Genomic DNA, 18,041 nt, shown 5'->3' on the forward strand with positions numbered 1-18,041 from the left:
TTGAGAATAATAAAGGAGCGACGATTGAAACTTTCTAAAAAACAATTTAAGCAAGATTTCGAAGAGCGTCTAACTTCAAAATTTGCGACTGATCTGACAAAAGCAGGTTATCAGGAAATTTATGATGCTTTGGCATCTGTTGTGAAACATTACTATGCTAATATTTGGGTAGCCGATAATCAATATAAGGATGAAACTGGAAAAAAGCAAGCATATTATTTTTCGATTGAGTTTTTACCAGGAAAAATGCTTAAATCAAATTTACTTAACTTAGGTATTTTAAATACCGTTCGAGAAGGGTTAAATGATTTTGGAATTGAACTGGATGAGGTTGCTAAGATAGAACCCGATATGGCCATTGGAAATGGGGGATTGGGTCGCTTAGCTAGCTGTTTCATGGACTCTTTAGCTTCAACGGGGCTTCCAGGAAATGGAAATGGCATTCGCTATCGGTATGGATTGTTCAAACAAAAAATAGTAGATGGTTACCAAGTAGAATTACCTGATTCTTGGCTAAATAATGGGAATCCATGGGAAGTTCGTAGAGCAGACAAAGCAGTTGAAGTAACATTTGGTGGTGAAGTTTGGTTAGAAGATGATGGAAAAGGAAATTTGATTCCTCATTATAAGGACCAGGAACGTGTTCTAGCTGTTCCATATGATACGCCCATGGTTGGTTTTGAAAATACAACGGTCAATAATATGTGTCTGTGGCGCTCAGAAGTGCCAGAGGAATTAGACCCTAAATTTCAAAATTTGGATTATATGCGACAAACTTCGATGCTCTCTGCTGAACTTTATCCAGATGATTCTAATTATGATGGGCGACTTTTACGTTTGAAGCAAGAATATTTCTTTGTTTCTGCTGGACTTCAACGAATTTTGCACCACTATAAAGGAACACAAAAAAAAGATATTCGAAAAATTGGGGATTATATTGCTGTCCATATTAATGATACGCACCCTGCACTTTGTGTCCCAGAATTCATGCGCCTTTTAGTTGATGAATATGGGGTGGGATGGAATCGAGCTTGGGATACAACCCTCAAGGTGATGTCTTATACCAATCATACAATTTTATCGGAAGCTTTGGAAAAGTGGCCAGAAGAGATGATTAAACAACTTTTGCCCCGGATTTATCAAATTATTGTGGAAATTGACCGGAGACGTACAGCTGAGTTGCATCCTAAAGTGGGTGCCACGCTGGTGCATAATACGAGAATTATCAAAGATGGACAAATTCATATGGCCAACTTGTCAATCATTGGTTCACATTCAACCAATGGCGTAGCCAAATTGCATTCTGATTTATTAAAGGATGTTGAACTTCATGATTTCTATGAAATTTATCCTGAACGTTTTAATAATAAGACAAATGGAATTGCTGACCGTCGTTGGATTCAGATTGCAAACGAACGTTTGTCTGGAATTATAGATGAAACAATTGGTAAATCATGGCGTCATGATTTAGATGAATTGAAGCTGCTGAAAAATTTTAAAAATGATGAAAAAACGCTTGAACAACTTCAAAAAGCTAAATTTGATGATAAGCTACGATTGGCTGCGGTGATTAAAGAACAAAATGGAATTACGGTTAATCCTGATGCGATTTTTGATGTTCAAGTAAAACGGCTGCATGCTTATAAGCGACAACTGTTAAATGCTTTGCATATTCTAAAATTATATTTTGATTTGAAAGATAATCCGGAATTAGATATGGTTCCTCGAGTATTTATTTTCGGCGCAAAAGCGGCTCCTTCTTATCATTATGCTAAATCTATCATTAAAGTAATTAACGAAATAGCAAATATGATTAATAAGGATCAAACGATTAAAGATAAACTCAAAGTTGTCTTTATGGAAAACTATAATGTAAGTTTGGCGGAAGTGATTATTCCAGCAGCTAATGTTGGAGAACAAATTTCTTTGGCCTCTAAGGAAGCATCAGGAACTTCAAATATGAAGTTTATGCTAAATGGTGCTTTAACCATTGGAACACTTGATGGCGCAAATATTGAAATTTTTGAAGCGGCAGGGAATGGAAATAATTTTGTTTTTGGGCTGACTAAAGATGAAGTTTATGAATATTATCGCAATGGTAATTATAATGCGCGTGATATTTATGAACAAAATCCAGTAGTTAATCGAATTTTGAATGCCTTAATTGACGGAATGGTGCCAAATATTAAAAGTGAAGGACGCGAAATTTTTGATTCACTCACCGTTTATAATGATGAATACTTTGTACTTCGAGATTTTAATGATTATGTTCGGGCACAGGCTGAACTTGAAAAACTTTACCGTGACCAAAAAGCATGGACTCAAGCAAGTTTAATGAATATTGCTAATGTAGGACGTTTTAGTTCTGACCGAACAGTTAGAGAGTACGCTGATGATATTTGGTATATAAAGGCTAAAAAAGAATGAAGAAATCTACTGGCAGAAGAAATTTAAGTAGCTTTTAGACTCAAATGTTAATAAAGGAAATAAGAATTAGATGTATTATTATAATCCGTGGAATTTAGATAATAAACAACCTTTTGGGGCCATTAAAGTTGGAAACTCAATGAGCTTGAGTTTTACAACTGATCAACCTTCTGTACTTGTGACTTGTGTAATTCGGCGTGATTTTGGAAAACGTTATGAATTTTCTATGAACAGAGATTCAGGCGGAGATTTTAGAGTTACCATTCCTTTTGATGAAGAGCCAGGACTTTATTTTTATCATTTTGAAATAGTCGAGTCTTCGGATTTGGGAGAAACCAGACGATTTTATGGTTGTTCTGGTATAGGTGGGGAAGGGCTTCTTTACACTGATGAAAATGATGTTAAACCTTATCAGCTGACTGTATTTGAAAAAGAAGATCAGGCCCCTAGATGGTATCGTGAAGCAGTTTTTTATCAAATTTTTCCAGATCGATTCTATAATGGAAATGAAAATGGTCAAATCAATCACCCAAAACCCAATTCATTTATTTATGGAAGAAAAACGGATAGTCCTTTCTATGTTAAAGAAGAAAATGGTGATATTGCACGTTGGGATTTTTTCGGTGGAAATTTAAGAGGAATTATTAAAAAAATTCCTTACTTAAAAGAACTGGGAATCAACGCGATTTATCTTAATCCAATTTTTTCTGGTACAAGTAATCATCGTTATGATACGAATGACTACATGAAAATAGATTCGATGCTTGGTACACAGGAAGATTTTGAAGAATTGCTTCAGGTACTTCATCAAGAAAAAATGCACCTGGTGTTGGATGGTGTCTTTTCTCATGTAGGAAAAAATTCGCTTTATTTCAATATTAATGGTGATTATGGCGATGATGAGGGGGCAGCCAAAAATCCAGATTCACCTTATTTCGACTGGTTTAAGTTTGAAAATTACCCTTTTGATTATAAATCTTGGTGGGGAATTAAAGATTTACCCGAAATTGACAAAGATAATGATTCTTTTCGCAATTTTATTTATGGTGAGAAAAATTCTGTTTTAGCCAAATGGAACGATTTGGGGATTGATGGCTGGCGACTAGATGTTGCTGACGAATTGCCTGACTCTTTCATTAAAGGGATTCGAGAAAATCTTGATTCTTATTCAGATAAAATATTAATCGGTGAAATTTGGGAAGATGCTTCCAATAAAATTTCTTATGGAAAAAGAAGAAATTATATACTTGGTGGAAGTTTACAAGCTGCTATGAATTATCCGTTTCGTGATTTAATTATTAATTTGTTAAATGGTCATCGTTCTAGTCAAGATGTTGCTCATCAATTAATGACTTTGCAAGAGAATTATCCTAAAGATATTTTCTATAATAATTTAAATAATCTAGGGACTCATGATACTGAACGAATTTTGACAATGGTTGGAGAAAAGAATTTGTCAGTAGCGTTGGCAATGCTTTTTGTATTACCAGGAATTCCTTGTATTTACTATGGAGATGAAGCAGGATTGTCAGGTGGAAAAGACCCTGAGAATCGTAAATATTTTCCTTGGGATAACATTTCACCCAATGTTTACAGTGCTTATAAAAGTTGGACGCAAAAACGTCTGTCAGAAAATAGCTTGAAATATGGGGAGTTTTCAACTTTTTTTACTGACAGGTTGTTAGGAATATTGCGATATACAGATTCAGAAGTTTTTGTTGAACTCATTAATCCGAGTGAAGATGAGCTTAATATAGAAGTTCAAGAAATTACTTTTTTACAAAATCTGAAATTCTTAGCAGAATTAAAAAAATTACTGACAGAAAAAGTGATTAGTGGAAAAACAAATTTAGAATTAAAGATGAAAATTTAAAACTTGCTGATGCAAGTTTTTTTTACTGACAGATTTATTTGTCAGTAAAAAATGATAAAAACTATATTTTTTAGCTAAATCTTATTTTAGAAAAGAAGAAAATATAAATAAATATCTATGAAATTTTGTTATTGTCCCTCTTTTTCCCGCGTTTTTCAAAGAATCTGTATAGGCAAAATTGTTTGACAACTTGACAAGTTGTATAGAAAACTTTATAATATAATCTATGCAAAACTTAAACAAAACAGAAAAAACATTTTTCGGTCAACCTCGCGGCCTATTGACGCTTTTTCAGACTGAGTTCTGGGAGCGTTTTTCTTACTATGGGATGCGTGCCATTCTGGTTTATTACCTCTATGCATTGACAACTGCTGACAACGCAGGTTTAGGACTTCCTAAAGCTCAAGCAATGGCGATTGTAAGTATCTATGGTGCACTTGTCTATCTTTCAACAATTGTTGGAGGATGGATTGCTGACCGCTTGTTGGGCGCTTCGCGCACAATCTTCCTTGGTGGAGTTTTAATCACTTTAGGACACATCGCTTTAGCAACACCATTTGGTTTATCTTCACTGTTCGTGGCATTATTCTTAATTATCTTGGGAACAGGGATGCTTAAACCGAATATTTCAAATATGGTTGGACATCTTTATTCTAAAGATGACTCACGTCGTGACACTGGATTCAATATCTTTGTTGTCGGAATTAACATGGGTTCTCTGATTGCTCCATTGATTGTTGGGACAGTTGGACAAGGTGTGAATTATCACCTAGGATTCTCACTTGCAGCTATCGGTATGATTTTTGCATTATTTGCTTATTGGTATGGACGTCTTCGTCACTTCCCAGAAATTGGACGCGAACCTTCAAATCCAATGGATTCAAAAGCAAGACGTAATTTTCTTATTACATTGACAATTGTTGTTATTGTCGCTATTATTGGTTTCTTCTTACTTTATCAAGCAAGTCCAGCTAATTTCATTAATAACTTCATTAATGTTTTATCAATTATCGGTATTGTTGTTCCAATTATTTATTTTGTAATGATGTTTACCTCTAAAAAGGTAGAATCAGATGAACGTCGTAAATTAACAGCATATATTCCTTTGTTCCTTTCTGCTATTGTCTTTTGGGCAATTGAAGAACAAAGTTCTACAATTATTGCGGTTTGGGGAGAATCACGTTCTAATTTGGACCCAACTTGGTTTGGAATTACTTTCCATATTGACCCTTCTTGGTATCAATTATTGAACCCACTCTTCATCGTTCTCTTGTCACCTATCTTTGTTCGTCTTTGGAATAAATTGGGTGAACGTCAACCTTCAACAATTGTAAAATTTGGTCTTGGTTTGATGTTGACAGGGATCTCTTATTTGATTATGACACTTCCAGGTCTCTTGAACGGAACTTCTGGTCGTGCAAGTGCTCTTTGGTTAGTATTGATGTTTGCTGTCCAAATGGCAGGTGAATTACTTGTTTCACCAGTTGGATTATCAGTTTCAACAAAATTAGCTCCAGTTGCTTTCCAATCACAAATGATGGCGATGTGGTTCTTGGCAGATTCAACTTCACAAGCAATCAATGCTCAAATTACACCACTCTTTAAAGCAGCAACAGAAGTTCACTTCTTTGCGATTACTGGTATTATTGGCATTATCGTGGGAATTATCCTCCTTATTATCAAAAAACCTATTTTGAAATTAATGGGAGATGTTCGTTAATTAGTAATTAATAAAACCTATCTTTAATGATAGGTTTTTTGTATTTTAAAAACTATAGAAGTGTCTGAAAAGTTACACTTGTTAAAATTCTTTTACAAATCAATCGTTTTTATCTGCGCTTACATTATGATAAAATGTAGTGTAACGTGATTTTAAATTATTTGCAGATGTTAGTGCCTTTGGCTAAAAGGTCAAAGACATTCACAAATGCTAAAATAAAGTATGAAATCACTTATTTACAAATAAAACTTATAGAAGATAGAGGTGAGAAGCAAAGCTATTTTTATTCGAAAACTCGCAGTTACTCTGTTATTAAAAATATAAAATTCAAAGTAAGGATACTCAAACACGGTCATCCATTAAAAGCGGTTGACTAAGAAATATGAGTTTACTAAAAACTTTGAACATTTTGTGTTTGAAAAGATACTGAGAAGAGGCCTGTAGAAAAAATAATTATTGTTTTTCTGTTGCTAAATTAATAAATAAATTGATAAGAAATAGTGAAAAGTTATAGATTTACGATTAGAACTGATATTTTTAATTATTAATTATTATTGAAAAATCTAGTTAACTTTAAAGATTCTCTTATTTTATTTATTAATAAAAAAATATTTTTATTAAACCAAAGACCAAAACTAGTCTTAGATAAAAATATTTTAAAATTAGTCTATATCTATTTGATATATAGTAAATAAAAAATAAGGAGATAAACAATGTTTACCATTGAAACTCTCGCACGCTTTCAGTTTGCGATGACGACAATCTTCCACTTTTTCTTTGTACCACTTTCTGTCGGAATGGTTCTCATGACAGCAATCATGGAAACTATCTATGTGAAAACTGGTGATGAAAAATGGAAAAAACGGACGAAATTTTTTGGATCAATTATGCTCTTATCCTTTGCAGTAGGGGTCGTAACCGGTATTATCCAAGAATTTCAATTTGGAATGAACTGGTCAGATTATTCTCGCTATGTTGGGGATATATTTGGCGCACCTTTAGCCGTTGAGGCCTTACTTGCCTTCTTCTTGGAATCTACATTCCTTGGAGTGTGGATGTTTGGTTGGGATAAATTAGGTAAGAAATTGCATAATGCAACACTTTGGATTGTATTTGTTGGGACCTTCTTATCATCTTTATGGATTTTAGCGGCAAACTCATGGATGCAAAATCCAGTGGGATATGAAGTTAAAGGTGGACGAGCAACATTAACAAGTTTCTCTGCCCTTTTGACAAATCCTCAAACTATTTTGGAATTTAGCCACGTGGCAACAGGTTTCCTTGTAACTGGTGGTTTTGTGGTTGCTGGTATTTCAGCTTATCAAATTCTTAAAAATCGTGAAATTGATATGTTTAAACCAGTTTTACGTTTGGGACTTTTAGTAGCTCTAATCGGTGCAGTTGGGAACTTTGTTGCTGGTGACCAACAAATGATTGAAGTTAAAAACTCTCAACCTATGAAATTTGCTGCAACTGAAGGGGTTTATGAAACAACACCTGACCCTGCGGCTTGGGATATGGTTGCTTTCTTTAATGAAGCTGACCACAAAGAAGTATTTGGAATTCAAATTCCTTATATGCTTTCAATTCTGACTTATCACCGTCCAAGCGGTTCGGTTGAAGGGATGAATGAAATTAACGCTCAACTTCAAAAGAAATATCCTGATGTAGCTAAAGAAATTGGCGGTAATTTCTTCCCACCAGTAACGGTTCTCTTCTGGACTTTCCGGATTATGGCCGGTCTATCAATGTTAATGATTTTACTTTCTGCTCTGGGGCTATTTTGGACTAGAAAGAAAAAACCAAGTCTATATGAAAATAAGTTTGGCTTACAAGTTTATCGTTGGATGCTATTTGCACCTTTCCTTGCGATTACCTCAGGTTGGTTAGTTACTGAACTTGGTCGTTATCCTTGGACCGTTTATGGTTTATTTACAATCAAAGATTCAGTTTCACCAAATGTTTCTGTCGGTTCACTTTTATTCTCAAATATCGTCTATTTCTTCCTTTTCTGTTTCCTTGGTGCTGTGATGGTTTACTTTACGCTTCAAAGAATGAAACAAGGAGTAGAAGGAGCGGAAACAGCTTATGTTTCTTTAGATTCATTTAGCCAAGAAAATTTTGCTTCTTCATCAAAAGAAGATAGTGAAATTCAAAAAGAAACTGATGAGAAAGGGGTGGATAAATAATGACTGGATTACAACTTTTTTGGTTTATTATTGTTGGAGTATTATTTAGTGGCTTTTTCTTCCTCGAAGGTTTTGACTACGGTGTAGGAATGAGTGCAATCACAATTGCCAAGGACAAACGTGAGGTTGAACAAGCTATCGGATCAATTGGCCCAGTTTGGGATTTGAATGAAGTTTGGCTATTAACTGCCGGTGGGGCAATGTTTGCTTCATTCCCTTATTGGTATGCTTCATTGTTCTCTGGTTTCTATCTTATTCTATTTTTGATTTTAGTAGGTTTGATTTTCCGGGGAGTGACTTTTGAATTCCGTCACCACTCACATACGGAAAAAGGAAAAATGCTCTGGACAAAAGTTCTAGGAGTTGCTAGCTTTGCTATTCCATTTCTGTTTGGATTGATGTTCACAGCAATGATTCAAGGTGTTCCAATGGATGCTAAAGGAAATGTGACTGCTACTTTTACTACTTACGTTAACTTTTTGTCAGTCGTTGGTGGTGTTGCTGTAATGCTCTTAGCTTGGCTTCATGGCTTAAATTATTTGGCTTTGAAAACAGAGGGAGCTTTGCGTGAGAGAGCTGCAAAGATAGCTAACATCCTCTATTTTGTTCTTTATGCTGGTGAAGTTGTATTTGCTGTATTGCTAGCTATTTTCACTGATTTCTTTGAAAAACATTTTATTGGAACTTTAGTTTTACTTGCTTTGATTGTTATTCTAACTCTTGTGGCACATTTATCTGTTCGTGCAGGAAAAGAAATGTCTGCTTTCTTGGCTTCAGGTTTGACTTTCATTGCCCTTGTTGCATTGATTTTCCAAGGGATTTTCCCACGTGTAATGATTGCAACTAACCCTGCTCACAGTATTTTGATTAAAAATGCTAGTTCAACAGGCTATACTTTGAAAACAATGACGATCATTACTCTGGTTATCTTACCATTTGTACTCATCTATATGGGCTGGACCTATTTCATTTTCAGAAAAAGAATTAAAAAATAAAACATGAAAATAACTGGTTGAACCAGTTATTTTCAGATTAATTTGTAAATTGATATAATTAATTAAGACAACTACATATTATGGTCAGGAAAATTTTTTCTGACCTAAATTTTTTAGAAAGGAACTGAGGAATTTTATTTTACTGACAGAAATTCTATGAGCAGATTTTAGAAACTGCCGACCTTGCTGATAAGTTCTGTCAGTTGAATGCTCCCAGAGGAAGTCATTCAATCGGTAAATGAAGGAACTGTCAGCTTTGTTGGTAAGTTCTGTCAGTTGAATGCGTTAGAGGAAGTCATTCAATCGGTGAATGAAGGACCTATCAGCTTTGCTGATAAGTTTTGTCAGTAAAATATTATCTCATCAGTAACTTTAAACATGATTGATAAATCTCTTTTTGAACTGCCAGGTGTAAGAAGAATGTTTCCGATATTGGGGATTCTGGCAGTTTTTCAATTCATTGCAATTGCCGGTCAAGCTTTATTTCTAGCTACTGCGATTACTAAGCTTTGGCAAGGACAATTATTTTCTCATACCATTCCTTGGGTTTTGGGCTTTTTTGCTTGCTTTTTGAGCCGTGAAATTATTAATTTTGGTCGTTCAAAGGCTCTGGATAAACTTGCTTACCAATTAGCAACAAAATTGCGAGGGGATATGTTGGATAAATTTTTCCGACTTGGTCCAGTTGCTATTGCTAATTTAGGTTCGGGCTCAGCTGCAACAACAGTAATCACAGGAATTGATCAGGTTGAAAATTATATTAAATTGGTACTATCCAAAGTCTTAAATATGATGATCATCCCAATGTTAATTTTGATTCCAGTGTATTTTCTTGATTGGCAAAGTGGAATTGTGTTAACTTTGACATTTCCTTTTGCAATTATTTTTATGATTCTATTGGGATACGCAGCACAAGGACGTGCTGAACGTCAATATAAAACTTTCCAATATTTATCAAATCACTTTTTAGATTCATTGCGTGGAATTTCTACATTGAAATATTTTGGATTGTCTAAAGATTACTCAAATTCAATTTATAAAACTTCTGAAGACTTTCGTAAAGAAACGATGGGCGCATTGAGAATTGCTATGCTTTCAACCTTTGCCCTTGATTTTTTTGCAAGTCTTTCGGTTGCTGTTGTCGCACTTTTTTTGGGACTTCGGTTAATGAGCGGTGATATTTTACTTTTTCCAGCTTTAGCGGCTCTAATTTTAGCACCAGAATATTTCCTTCCTCTGCGTGATTTTGCAAGTGATTATCATGCGACGCTTAATGGAAAAAATGCTTTGGCAGCTGTTAATGAAGTTCTTTCAACTGAGGAAAATACTTTGTCAGTACTTACAGAAAAAGTAACTTGGAGTGCAAATTCACAACTTCAACTGACAGAGTTAGGAAAAATTTATGACACAGGGCGTGGGATCTCAAATGTTAATCTGTCAGTAAATGGCTTTAAAAAAATTGCCATTGTCGGAAATTCAGGTTCTGGTAAATCAACATTGCTTTCAATGCTGGCTGGATTTCTAAAACCAACAGCTGGTGAAATTAAACTAAATGAGCAAAGTTTGACTTCTTTAACTGACGAAAACTATCGTCAGTCAGTTCAATTCATTCCACAAAAGACTTATATTTTTGCAGGAACTTTTCGTGAAAATTTAGCTTTTTACGAACCTGATTCTACTGATGACGAAATCAAAGCAGCAGCAAAACTTGCTGGTTTAGAAAGTCTTATCGATGAAATTGGTCTTGATGGACAAATTGGGGCCAGTGGTCGTACAATTTCGGGTGGACAGGCTCAACGTGTTGCATTAGCCAGAGCATTTTTAAGCCATACCCGTAATATTTTGTTTCTTGATGAACCGACAGCTCATCTGGACATTGAAACCGAATTAGAAATTAAAGCAAATATTTTACCTTTACTTGAAAATAAACTAGTTTTCATTGCTACTCATCGTCTTCATTGGCTTTCATCAATGGATTTGGTCATTGTATTAAATGAGGGACAGGTCGCGGGAATTGGAACTCCTGAACAACTATTGTCTGAAAATACTTACTATCAAAAATTACTTAGTCAGATGCGTGGCGTTGATGATGACAAAAATTTATTAGACAATGAAACGAGCGAATCAGTAAAGGGCCAAGAAGAAAAAGAATCTGAGAGGTCAAACTTTTCGTCAGTAAATGATAAATCTACTGACAGCTCTGTCAGCCAAGCTTCATCAGATAATGGAGGTCAGAAATAATGAAATTAAAAAATATTTTGTTTGGTAATGACTGGATTTCTCCATTTTTGAAAAAAAATCGTTCAGGCTTTATTCTATCTATTTTCTTAGGAACGATTACAATTTCGATGGCGGGACTTTTGATGTTCAGCTCAGGATATGTCATTTCTAAATCAGCAACAAAACCAGAAAATATCTTAATGATTTATGTTCCAGTTCTCTTTGTACGTATTTTTGGGATTGGACGACCAGTGATGCATTATGTCGAAAGATTAACTTCTCATAATTGGATTTTAAAAATCACAAGTCTCTTACGAAAAAAACTCTATTTGCGACTGGAAAAAACGGCTGTTACATTAGCAGATCGTTATCGTTTAGGTGACTTATTGGGTGTTCTTAATGAAGATATTGGAAATCTACAAGACCTCTTTTTGAGAACATTATTTCCAGTTTTAATTGCTGGAAGTTTATCGATTGCTCTAATTATTGCTGGAGGATTTTTCTCACTTTGGTTTGCTTTAGGTTTAGCGCTCTTCTTAGGATTTTTGATTGTTATCTTGCCATTAATTTCTTTGAAATTTACAGTAAAATTAGATGAAGAACTCAAAATTTATCGCAATCAACTTTTTTCTCATTTGACAGATGATATTTTAGGATTACAAGATTGGGTACTTTCAGGACGAAAAGAAGATTTTCTGACAGCTTATCGAGGTTCAGAATTATCTGCTAGAAAAATTCAAGCCAAACTATTAGCTTTCGGACGTAGAAGAAATTTATTTTTACAAGTTGTCTATGGCGCATTAGTGATTTATTTGATGATTTGGTCTTCTGGTGCCTTAAAATTAGGAGATGCGCCTAATTATATTGCGGCAGTTAGTCTTGCTGCTTTCCCTCTATTTGATACCTTTTCTCCTTTGTCTGATGCGGTGGTTGAAACGCAACGTTATGGTGATTCAATCAATCGTTTAAATGACTTACCAGACCAAGATGAAGAAGTAAGGACTGAGGAAATTGTTTCTACAGATTTAGTCATCAATAATCTCCAGTTTTCATTTGAAGAAAATAAAAAAATCTTTGATAATTTCAATTTAGAAGTTAAACAAGGAGAACATATTGCTCTATTGGGACGTTCAGGTGTGGGTAAATCAACTCTTGCTAGTTTAATCAGAGGAGATTTAGTTCCCCAAAGTGGAAGTATTCAATTTTCTGGTGTTGAGCCATCTAAAGCTAAAAATGTTGAAGAAAAAATTGGTGTCATTAATCAATCTCCTTATCTTTTTGCGACAAGCCTTCGTTCTAATTTGACTTTGGCGAAACTTGATGCTAGTGATGCTGAAATTTGGGAAGCTCTTGAATTAGTTGGACTCCGTAAAATGGTTGAATCCTTACCTCAAAAACTTCTGACACCAGTAGATGAAGCGGGAGAACGATTCTCTGGTGGAGAACGTCAACGCTTAGCCTTGGCACGGGTTCTTTTATCAGATGTTGATGTTGTAATCCTTGACGAACCAACTGTATCACTTGACCCAATCACAGAAAATCAACTCTTAAGTCTCTTTTTTGAACGGCTCCGTGATAAATCAATTATTTTTATTACTCACCATTTATTAGGTGTTCATCATATGGACCGAGTTCTATTTTTAGAAAATGGCTCGATTAAATTTGATGGGGAACCCGCCTCATTACTGGAGAACAATCCAACATTTAAAGAACTTTATCAACTTGATTTAGGAAATGAATAATATTAAAAATCAGTCTAAGGGCTGATTTTTTTATTTTAGTTAGTTTTTGTGTTGACAAAACTAATTAAATGTTTTATAATCTTTTTTGTTAGGTGAACAAAAAATAAACTAACTAATTGATTTAAAATTTTCAAGAAACTAAAAGGTAGTAAAGGAGAACCAATGATTAAGATTATAAAAATAATAATTCAAAAATTGAATTGGTTCATCAGACTTATTGAAGGCCCGGATGAACGACTTGTCTATGCTTTCGATGACGAATTAAAAAGAATTTGATATAAGGAGAATTCATAATGTCAGAACAAACAAACAACTTATTGAATCTATTTTCAAAACTATTGCACAATCCAAATATCCTTTTTGCTTTAAGAGCAGAAGGAATATCAAAACAAATGAAAAATCGTGGTAACCGCAATGGAGCTCAAGGCTTACTCTTCGAATTATGGAATAAAGATGGTTTAACGAATGCAGAAATTGCCGAACTTCTTGATATTAAACCTTCAAGTGTAACGGCTCAGGTTAAACAATTAGAAGAAGCGGAAATGGTTATCCGTAAACAAGATGAAAATGATAAACGTGTCAGCCGTATTTTCTTGACTGATAAAGGACGTGAAGCTCAGGAAACACGTGATACAATGCACAATGATATTTCAGAAACAATTTTTGGCAATCTAACAGATGAAGAACAAGAACAATTAGCGTTTCTAATGGAAAAATTAGTAGAAAATAACGACGCACGTAATGATCAAGATTTCCAAAGAATGGCACAATTTTTCGGAAATCCATTTATGGAAAATATGATGAATGCCCATGATCGTCATGCATTTGGAAATCACATGCGTCGTGAAATGCAAAATTGGCAACGTGAAATGCGTCGTTCATCTCAAGAAATGAAACGGGGAGAAAATCGTATGCGTCGTGATGAACGCTCACAAGCTCCGTTTGGTGAAGATTGGAAGGCCTTTAGCAAACAGCTCAAAGATAGCTTTAGAAATAATTTTGGCGGAAGAGATCAAGCCAATTTTAATGAACATTGGGATCATTTCTCAGATGAAATGAAAAATCGATTTGGTGATTTTGACGGAAACAGCCGTCCAGATTTTGATTCTAAACCAAAGACAGACAAAAATAAAGAACCTAAAAAACCAGAAAACTGGGATGATTTCTAAGGATTGAATAGATAAGGAGCGGAAAATGAGAACACTCATCGCTTAGGATGGTGAGACAGAAAATACTGCCAAGCGTGCAAGGAAGCTAGCGATACATTTAAATCAGGTCACACTTGTAGATTTAAATGCTGAAGTAGTAAATCCTAAAGATTTTGATGCTGTGATTGTTGCCAGCCCTGTTTATAGTCATAAATTTGAACATTCAGTAGGCAGTTTCTTAAAAAAATATCAAGAAATTTTGCAAACGAAACCTTTTGCGGCATTCGTTACAATGGTTGAATATGATAGTTTTACGAAACTGATTAAAAAAGAAATCGCCGAACCTTTGCGCAAAAATGCTGTAGCTATCGCAAACTTTGGAGGAGAGGTAAATAATTTGACTCCCTTTAATTGGCACGATAAAATTATTGCAAAATCAATGATTAAGCTAGAGTCTAAAAAACACCCGATTGAGTTTTTACCAGAAGCTGAGAAACAGTTTGTGTCTCAATTAAACAAAGTAGAGTGGATTTAAAATAGCTAAATTTATAGGAGAAGATAATGTCAAAAGAAACCAAAGCTCTTACGATAAACCCTCAGCTTGCAGCTTTTCAAGAAGAACTTCTTAAAAGCTATGACAAGGCAAACCTATCAGCAAAAAAGGGGCAAACTTTATTTGTTGGCTCATCATTAATGGAGATATTTCCTATTGAGAAGTGGGAGGAAGCTGGAGAAGTTACTTTTTCACACTATATCTACAATCGGGCGGTTAGAGCCACGACGACCTCATTTTTATTAGAACACATAGAGAGTCAAATTTTTAATTTGGAACCCTCAAAAATCTTTATTAATATTGGAACCAATGATATCGGTTTTGAGGTTCCAGAAGAAGAGTTTTTGAATAACTATGATCAAATTCTTTCTCAAATAGAAAGTAAATTACCTCAAACGCAAGTTTATGTGATGCGCTACTATCCGATTAATACGGTTGATTTTGGTCAAGACTCAGATGAAAAAACTTTATTTGAAACGAGAAGTAATGAAAAGTTTCAAAAAGCTTCAGATAAAATAAAAAAACTTGCAGATAACCACCATTTTCACTTTATTGATGTTAATGATGGTTTATCTGATGAAAATGGCAATTTGAAAAAAGAATTAACTTTTGATGGAGTGCATTTAAACCCAGCGAGCTATCAACTTGTCTTAGAAAACCTCAAAGTTTATTTGGAAGAATAAAAAATAATTCAAGATGAAAAGTAATTGAAATCATTTCTTTTCGTCTTGAAATTCAATAATTAGAAAAAAGGAAGTAAGCAAACAATGGAAAGAGGTCCACAAATGGCCAATCGTATCGAAGGAAAAGCGGTTGACAAAACATCCATTAAACATTTCGTCAAATTGATTCGTGCCGCAAAGCCACGTTATCTTTTCTTTATCATTGGAATTCTAGCAGGAATCGTTGGAACATTAATTCAATTACAAGTCCCCAAAATGGTTCAACCACTTGTTAATAGTTTTGGACATGGAGTAAACGGTGGCAAAGTTGCCTTAGTTATCGCTCTTTATATTGGTTCAGCTGCTGTTTCTGCTATTGCAGCAATTGTCCTTGGGATATTTGGTGAATCAGTTGTAAAAAATCTAAGGACGCGTGTCTGGGATAAAATGATTCATCTGCCAGTAAAATATTTTGACGAAGTAAAAACAGGAGAAATGAGTTCTCGTTTGGCCAACGATACCACCCAAGTTAAAAATTTAATTGCAAACAGTATTCCACAAGCTTTTACGTCTATTTTACTTTTGGTTGGTTCAATTGTCTTCATGCTTCAGATGCAATGGCGTTTGACTCTTGCCATGATTATTGCTGTTCCAGTAGTTATGCTCATTATGTTCCCAATTATGACTTTTGGCCAAAAAATTGGGCGAACTAGACAAGATTCTTTAGCAAATTTCCAAGGGATTGCTAGTGAATCATTATCAGAAATTCGCTTGGTAAAATCTTCAAATGCTGAAAAACAAGCCTCTAAAAAAGCAGAAAATGATGTCAATGCACTTTATAAAATTGGGGTAAAAGAAGCTATCTTTGATGGTTTGATGTCACCAGTTATGATGTTATCAATGATGCTGATGATCTTTGGACTTCTTGCTTACGGAATTTATCTCATCTCAACAGGAGTCATGAGCCTTGGAACTTTGCTTGGAATGATGATGTATTTGATGAACTTAATCGGAGCCGTACCAACTGTGGCAACTTTCTTTACAGAACTTGCTAAAGCTTCAGGATCAACAGGTCGTTTGACAGAATTACTTGATGAAGAACAAGAAGTACTTCATCAAGGAGAAAGTCTTGATTTGGAAGGAAAAACCCTCTCAGCACGCCATGTTGACTTTGCTTATGATGATTCTGAACAAATTTTACGTGATATCTCTTTTGAAGCTCAACCTAATTCAATTATTGCCTTTGCCGGACCTTCAGGTGGTGGTAAATCAACAATTTTCTCTCTTTTAGAACGTTTTTATCAACCAACGGCAGGAGAAATAAAAATTGATGATCAACCGATTGATAATATTTCTTTGGAAAATTGGCGGAGTCAAATTGGTTTTGTCAGTCAAGATTCAGCCATCATGGCTGGAACCATTCGTGAAAATTTAACTTACGGACTTGAAGGTAACTATACAGATGATGACCTTTGGCAAGTTCTTGATTTAGCTTTTGCAAGAAGTTTTGTTGAAAATATGCCTGATCAACTTAATACGGAAGTTGGTGAACGAGGCGTGAAAATATCTGGTGGTCAAAGACAACGTTTAGCAATTGCTCGTGCTTTCTTGAGAAATCCAAAAATCCTGATGCTTGATGAAGCAACGGCTAGTTTGGATAGTGAATCAGAATCAATGGTTCAAAAGGCTTTAGATAGTTTGATGAAAGGTCGGACAACACTCGTAATTGCGCATAGACTTTCAACAATTGTTGATGCGGATAAGATTTACTTTATTGAAAAAGGCCAAATCACAGGAAGTGGCAAACATAATGAACTTGTTGCCACACATCCACTCTATGCTAAATATGTTTCAGAACAATTGACTGTTGGTCAATAAACTAAAAAAGCTCAACGATTTAAGTTGAGTTTTTTTTATTTTGACTTCTTATTGTTGCAATGATCATTTCTCCTGCTGTATAAATGAATACAAAAGGGGGATAGAAGAAAGTGATAATGAAGCTAATGACCATTCCAATCTTCCAAAAAGGATGCCGTAAATAGTGATAAACTTCCATTTGAGCGATTTGTTCAGCCTTTTCTTTAGGATTGTCAGCAATAAAACAATCGGTCATATAACTATATGCAAATCCCCAAATATAAATCATCACGATAAAGAGTAGAGCAGGTGCTTTTGGTGAGTGGATTCCGAAATCATGAAAGAAGTCCATTGTACGTCCAGCCCAAGCAGAAAGTACAGGAAGCATTGATAATGAGAGTACCCAAATCATGCAACTATGATAGATTCGTCGAGTGATTTTCTCAGCCTGTGAAAGCATATATTGTTGATTAAACCAAGAAGTTGTAACATAGATAAAACTCAAAAGATAAGCAATCAAATAGACGAGATTATCTTTCAAAAAATCAAGAATTCCACCTGTTTTAGGTAATTCGAATTCTAATAACATAATAGTCATTATTACTGCAATAATTGCATCAATAAAACCGGCTAAACGCCCTTTAGATACCATAAA

The 18,041-nt window shown here is 34.8% G+C and carries 12 protein-coding genes and 1 pseudogene; 12 read left to right on the top strand and 1 reads right to left on the bottom strand.

Annotation, left to right across the window (positions count from 1 at the left end):
* Positions 1 to 24: 24 nt before the first annotated feature.
* The 12 genes and pseudogenes from QJV49_RS11190 to lmrA all read left to right on the top strand — a co-directional run bounded on the left by QJV49_RS11190 (position 25) and on the right by lmrA (position 17,407).
* Entirely contained in the window at positions 25 to 2,427 is a 2,403-nt protein-coding gene (locus tag QJV49_RS11190; protein ID WP_225511649.1) for a glycogen/starch/alpha-glucan phosphorylase, read from the top strand.
* 70 nt (positions 2,428 to 2,497) lie between these two features.
* Entirely contained in the window at positions 2,498 to 4,300 is a 1,803-nt protein-coding gene (locus tag QJV49_RS11195) for a glycoside hydrolase family 13 protein (RefSeq protein ID WP_225511650.1), read from the top strand.
* A 226-nt stretch (positions 4,301 to 4,526) separates the two neighbouring features.
* Entirely contained in the window at positions 4,527 to 6,020 is a 1,494-nt protein-coding gene (locus tag QJV49_RS11200; RefSeq protein WP_153241831.1) for a peptide MFS transporter, read from the top strand.
* A gap of 713 nt (positions 6,021 to 6,733) precedes the next feature.
* Positions 6,734 to 8,209: a cytochrome ubiquinol oxidase subunit I gene (locus tag QJV49_RS11205; protein WP_010905520.1), complete on the top strand. Its 1,476-nt coding sequence runs from the start codon at positions 6,734 to 6,736 to the stop codon at positions 8,207 to 8,209.
* Positions 8,209 to 9,204 (top strand): cytochrome d ubiquinol oxidase subunit II, encoded by a 996-nt coding sequence (gene cydB / locus QJV49_RS11210; protein ID WP_225511651.1) that lies wholly within the window; start codon positions 8,209 to 8,211, stop codon positions 9,202 to 9,204. Before QJV49_RS11205 ends, cydB begins: the two co-directional genes overlap by 1 nt.
* Positions 9,205 to 9,411: 207 nt before the next feature.
* On the top strand, positions 9,412 to 9,555 hold the full coding sequence (locus tag QJV49_RS11215) for a hypothetical protein (protein ID WP_225511652.1): 144 nt from the start codon (positions 9,412 to 9,414) through the stop codon (positions 9,553 to 9,555).
* A gap of 27 nt (positions 9,556 to 9,582) precedes the next feature.
* Complete coding sequence (cydD, locus tag QJV49_RS11220; RefSeq protein WP_225511653.1) at positions 9,583 to 11,445, top strand: thiol reductant ABC exporter subunit CydD; 1,863 nt, start codon at positions 9,583 to 9,585, stop codon at positions 11,443 to 11,445.
* The gene (gene cydC, locus QJV49_RS11225; RefSeq protein WP_225511654.1) at positions 11,445 to 13,166 is read left to right on the top strand and encodes a thiol reductant ABC exporter subunit CydC; all 1,722 of its coding nucleotides are present in this window, start codon (positions 11,445 to 11,447) and stop codon (positions 13,164 to 13,166) included. The genes cydD and cydC overlap by 1 nt, the downstream gene beginning before the upstream one ends.
* A 293-nt stretch (positions 13,167 to 13,459) precedes the next feature.
* Positions 13,460 to 14,335: a MarR family winged helix-turn-helix transcriptional regulator gene (locus QJV49_RS11230; RefSeq protein WP_225511655.1), complete on the top strand. Its 876-nt coding sequence runs from the start codon at positions 13,460 to 13,462 to the stop codon at positions 14,333 to 14,335.
* 76 nt (positions 14,336 to 14,411) lie between these two features.
* Positions 14,412 to 14,849, top strand: a pseudogene (locus tag QJV49_RS11235) (flavodoxin domain-containing protein); the annotation flags it as partial.
* 26 nt (positions 14,850 to 14,875) lie between these two features.
* Positions 14,876 to 15,550 carry an SGNH/GDSL hydrolase family protein gene (locus QJV49_RS11240; protein WP_225511656.1) on the top strand — a complete coding sequence of 225 codons (675 nt, stop codon included), beginning with the start codon at positions 14,876 to 14,878 and terminating at the stop codon, positions 15,548 to 15,550.
* Between the two features lie 102 nt (positions 15,551 to 15,652).
* Positions 15,653 to 17,407 (top strand): multidrug efflux ABC transporter LmrA, encoded by a 1,755-nt coding sequence (gene lmrA / locus QJV49_RS11245; protein WP_225511760.1) that lies wholly within the window; start codon positions 15,653 to 15,655, stop codon positions 17,405 to 17,407.
* 19 nt (positions 17,408 to 17,426) lie between these two features.
* On the opposite strand, the gene QJV49_RS11250 is transcribed toward lmrA, so the two are convergent.
* Entirely contained in the window at positions 17,427 to 18,038 is a 612-nt protein-coding gene (locus tag QJV49_RS11250; RefSeq protein WP_225511657.1) for a TMEM175 family protein, read from the bottom strand.
* Between the last annotated feature and the right edge of the window lie 3 nt (positions 18,039 to 18,041).

It is taken from the genome of Lactococcus sp. NH2-7C, assembly GCF_029953655.1.
Classification (GTDB): Bacteria; Bacillota; Bacilli; order Lactobacillales; family Streptococcaceae; genus Lactococcus; species Lactococcus lactis.

Bases quoted from the DNA above. Each gene is read 5' to 3' on its own strand.
- cydD (WP_225511653.1), top strand. From the start codon at position 9,583: ATGATTGATAAATCTCTTTTTGAACTGCCAGGTGTAAGAAGAATGTTT.
- QJV49_RS11240 (WP_225511656.1), top strand. From the start codon at position 14,876: ATGTCAAAAGAAACCAAAGCTCTTACGATAAACCCTCAGCTTGCAGCT.
- cydB (WP_225511651.1), top strand. From the start codon at position 8,209: ATGACTGGATTACAACTTTTTTGGTTTATTATTGTTGGAGTATTATTT.
- cydC (WP_225511654.1), top strand. From the start codon at position 11,445: ATGAAATTAAAAAATATTTTGTTTGGTAATGACTGGATTTCTCCATTT.
- QJV49_RS11200 (WP_153241831.1), top strand. From the start codon at position 4,527: ATGCAAAACTTAAACAAAACAGAAAAAACATTTTTCGGTCAACCTCGC.
- QJV49_RS11230 (WP_225511655.1), top strand. From the start codon at position 13,460: ATGTCAGAACAAACAAACAACTTATTGAATCTATTTTCAAAACTATTG.
- QJV49_RS11215 (WP_225511652.1), top strand. From the start codon at position 9,412: ATGCTCCCAGAGGAAGTCATTCAATCGGTAAATGAAGGAACTGTCAGC.
- lmrA (WP_225511760.1), top strand. From the start codon at position 15,653: ATGGCCAATCGTATCGAAGGAAAAGCGGTTGACAAAACATCCATTAAA.
- QJV49_RS11250 (WP_225511657.1), bottom strand. From the start codon at position 18,038: ATGGTATCTAAAGGGCGTTTAGCCGGTTTTATTGATGCAATTATTGCA.
- QJV49_RS11205 (WP_010905520.1), top strand. From the start codon at position 6,734: ATGTTTACCATTGAAACTCTCGCACGCTTTCAGTTTGCGATGACGACA.
- QJV49_RS11195 (WP_225511650.1), top strand. From the start codon at position 2,498: ATGTATTATTATAATCCGTGGAATTTAGATAATAAACAACCTTTTGGG.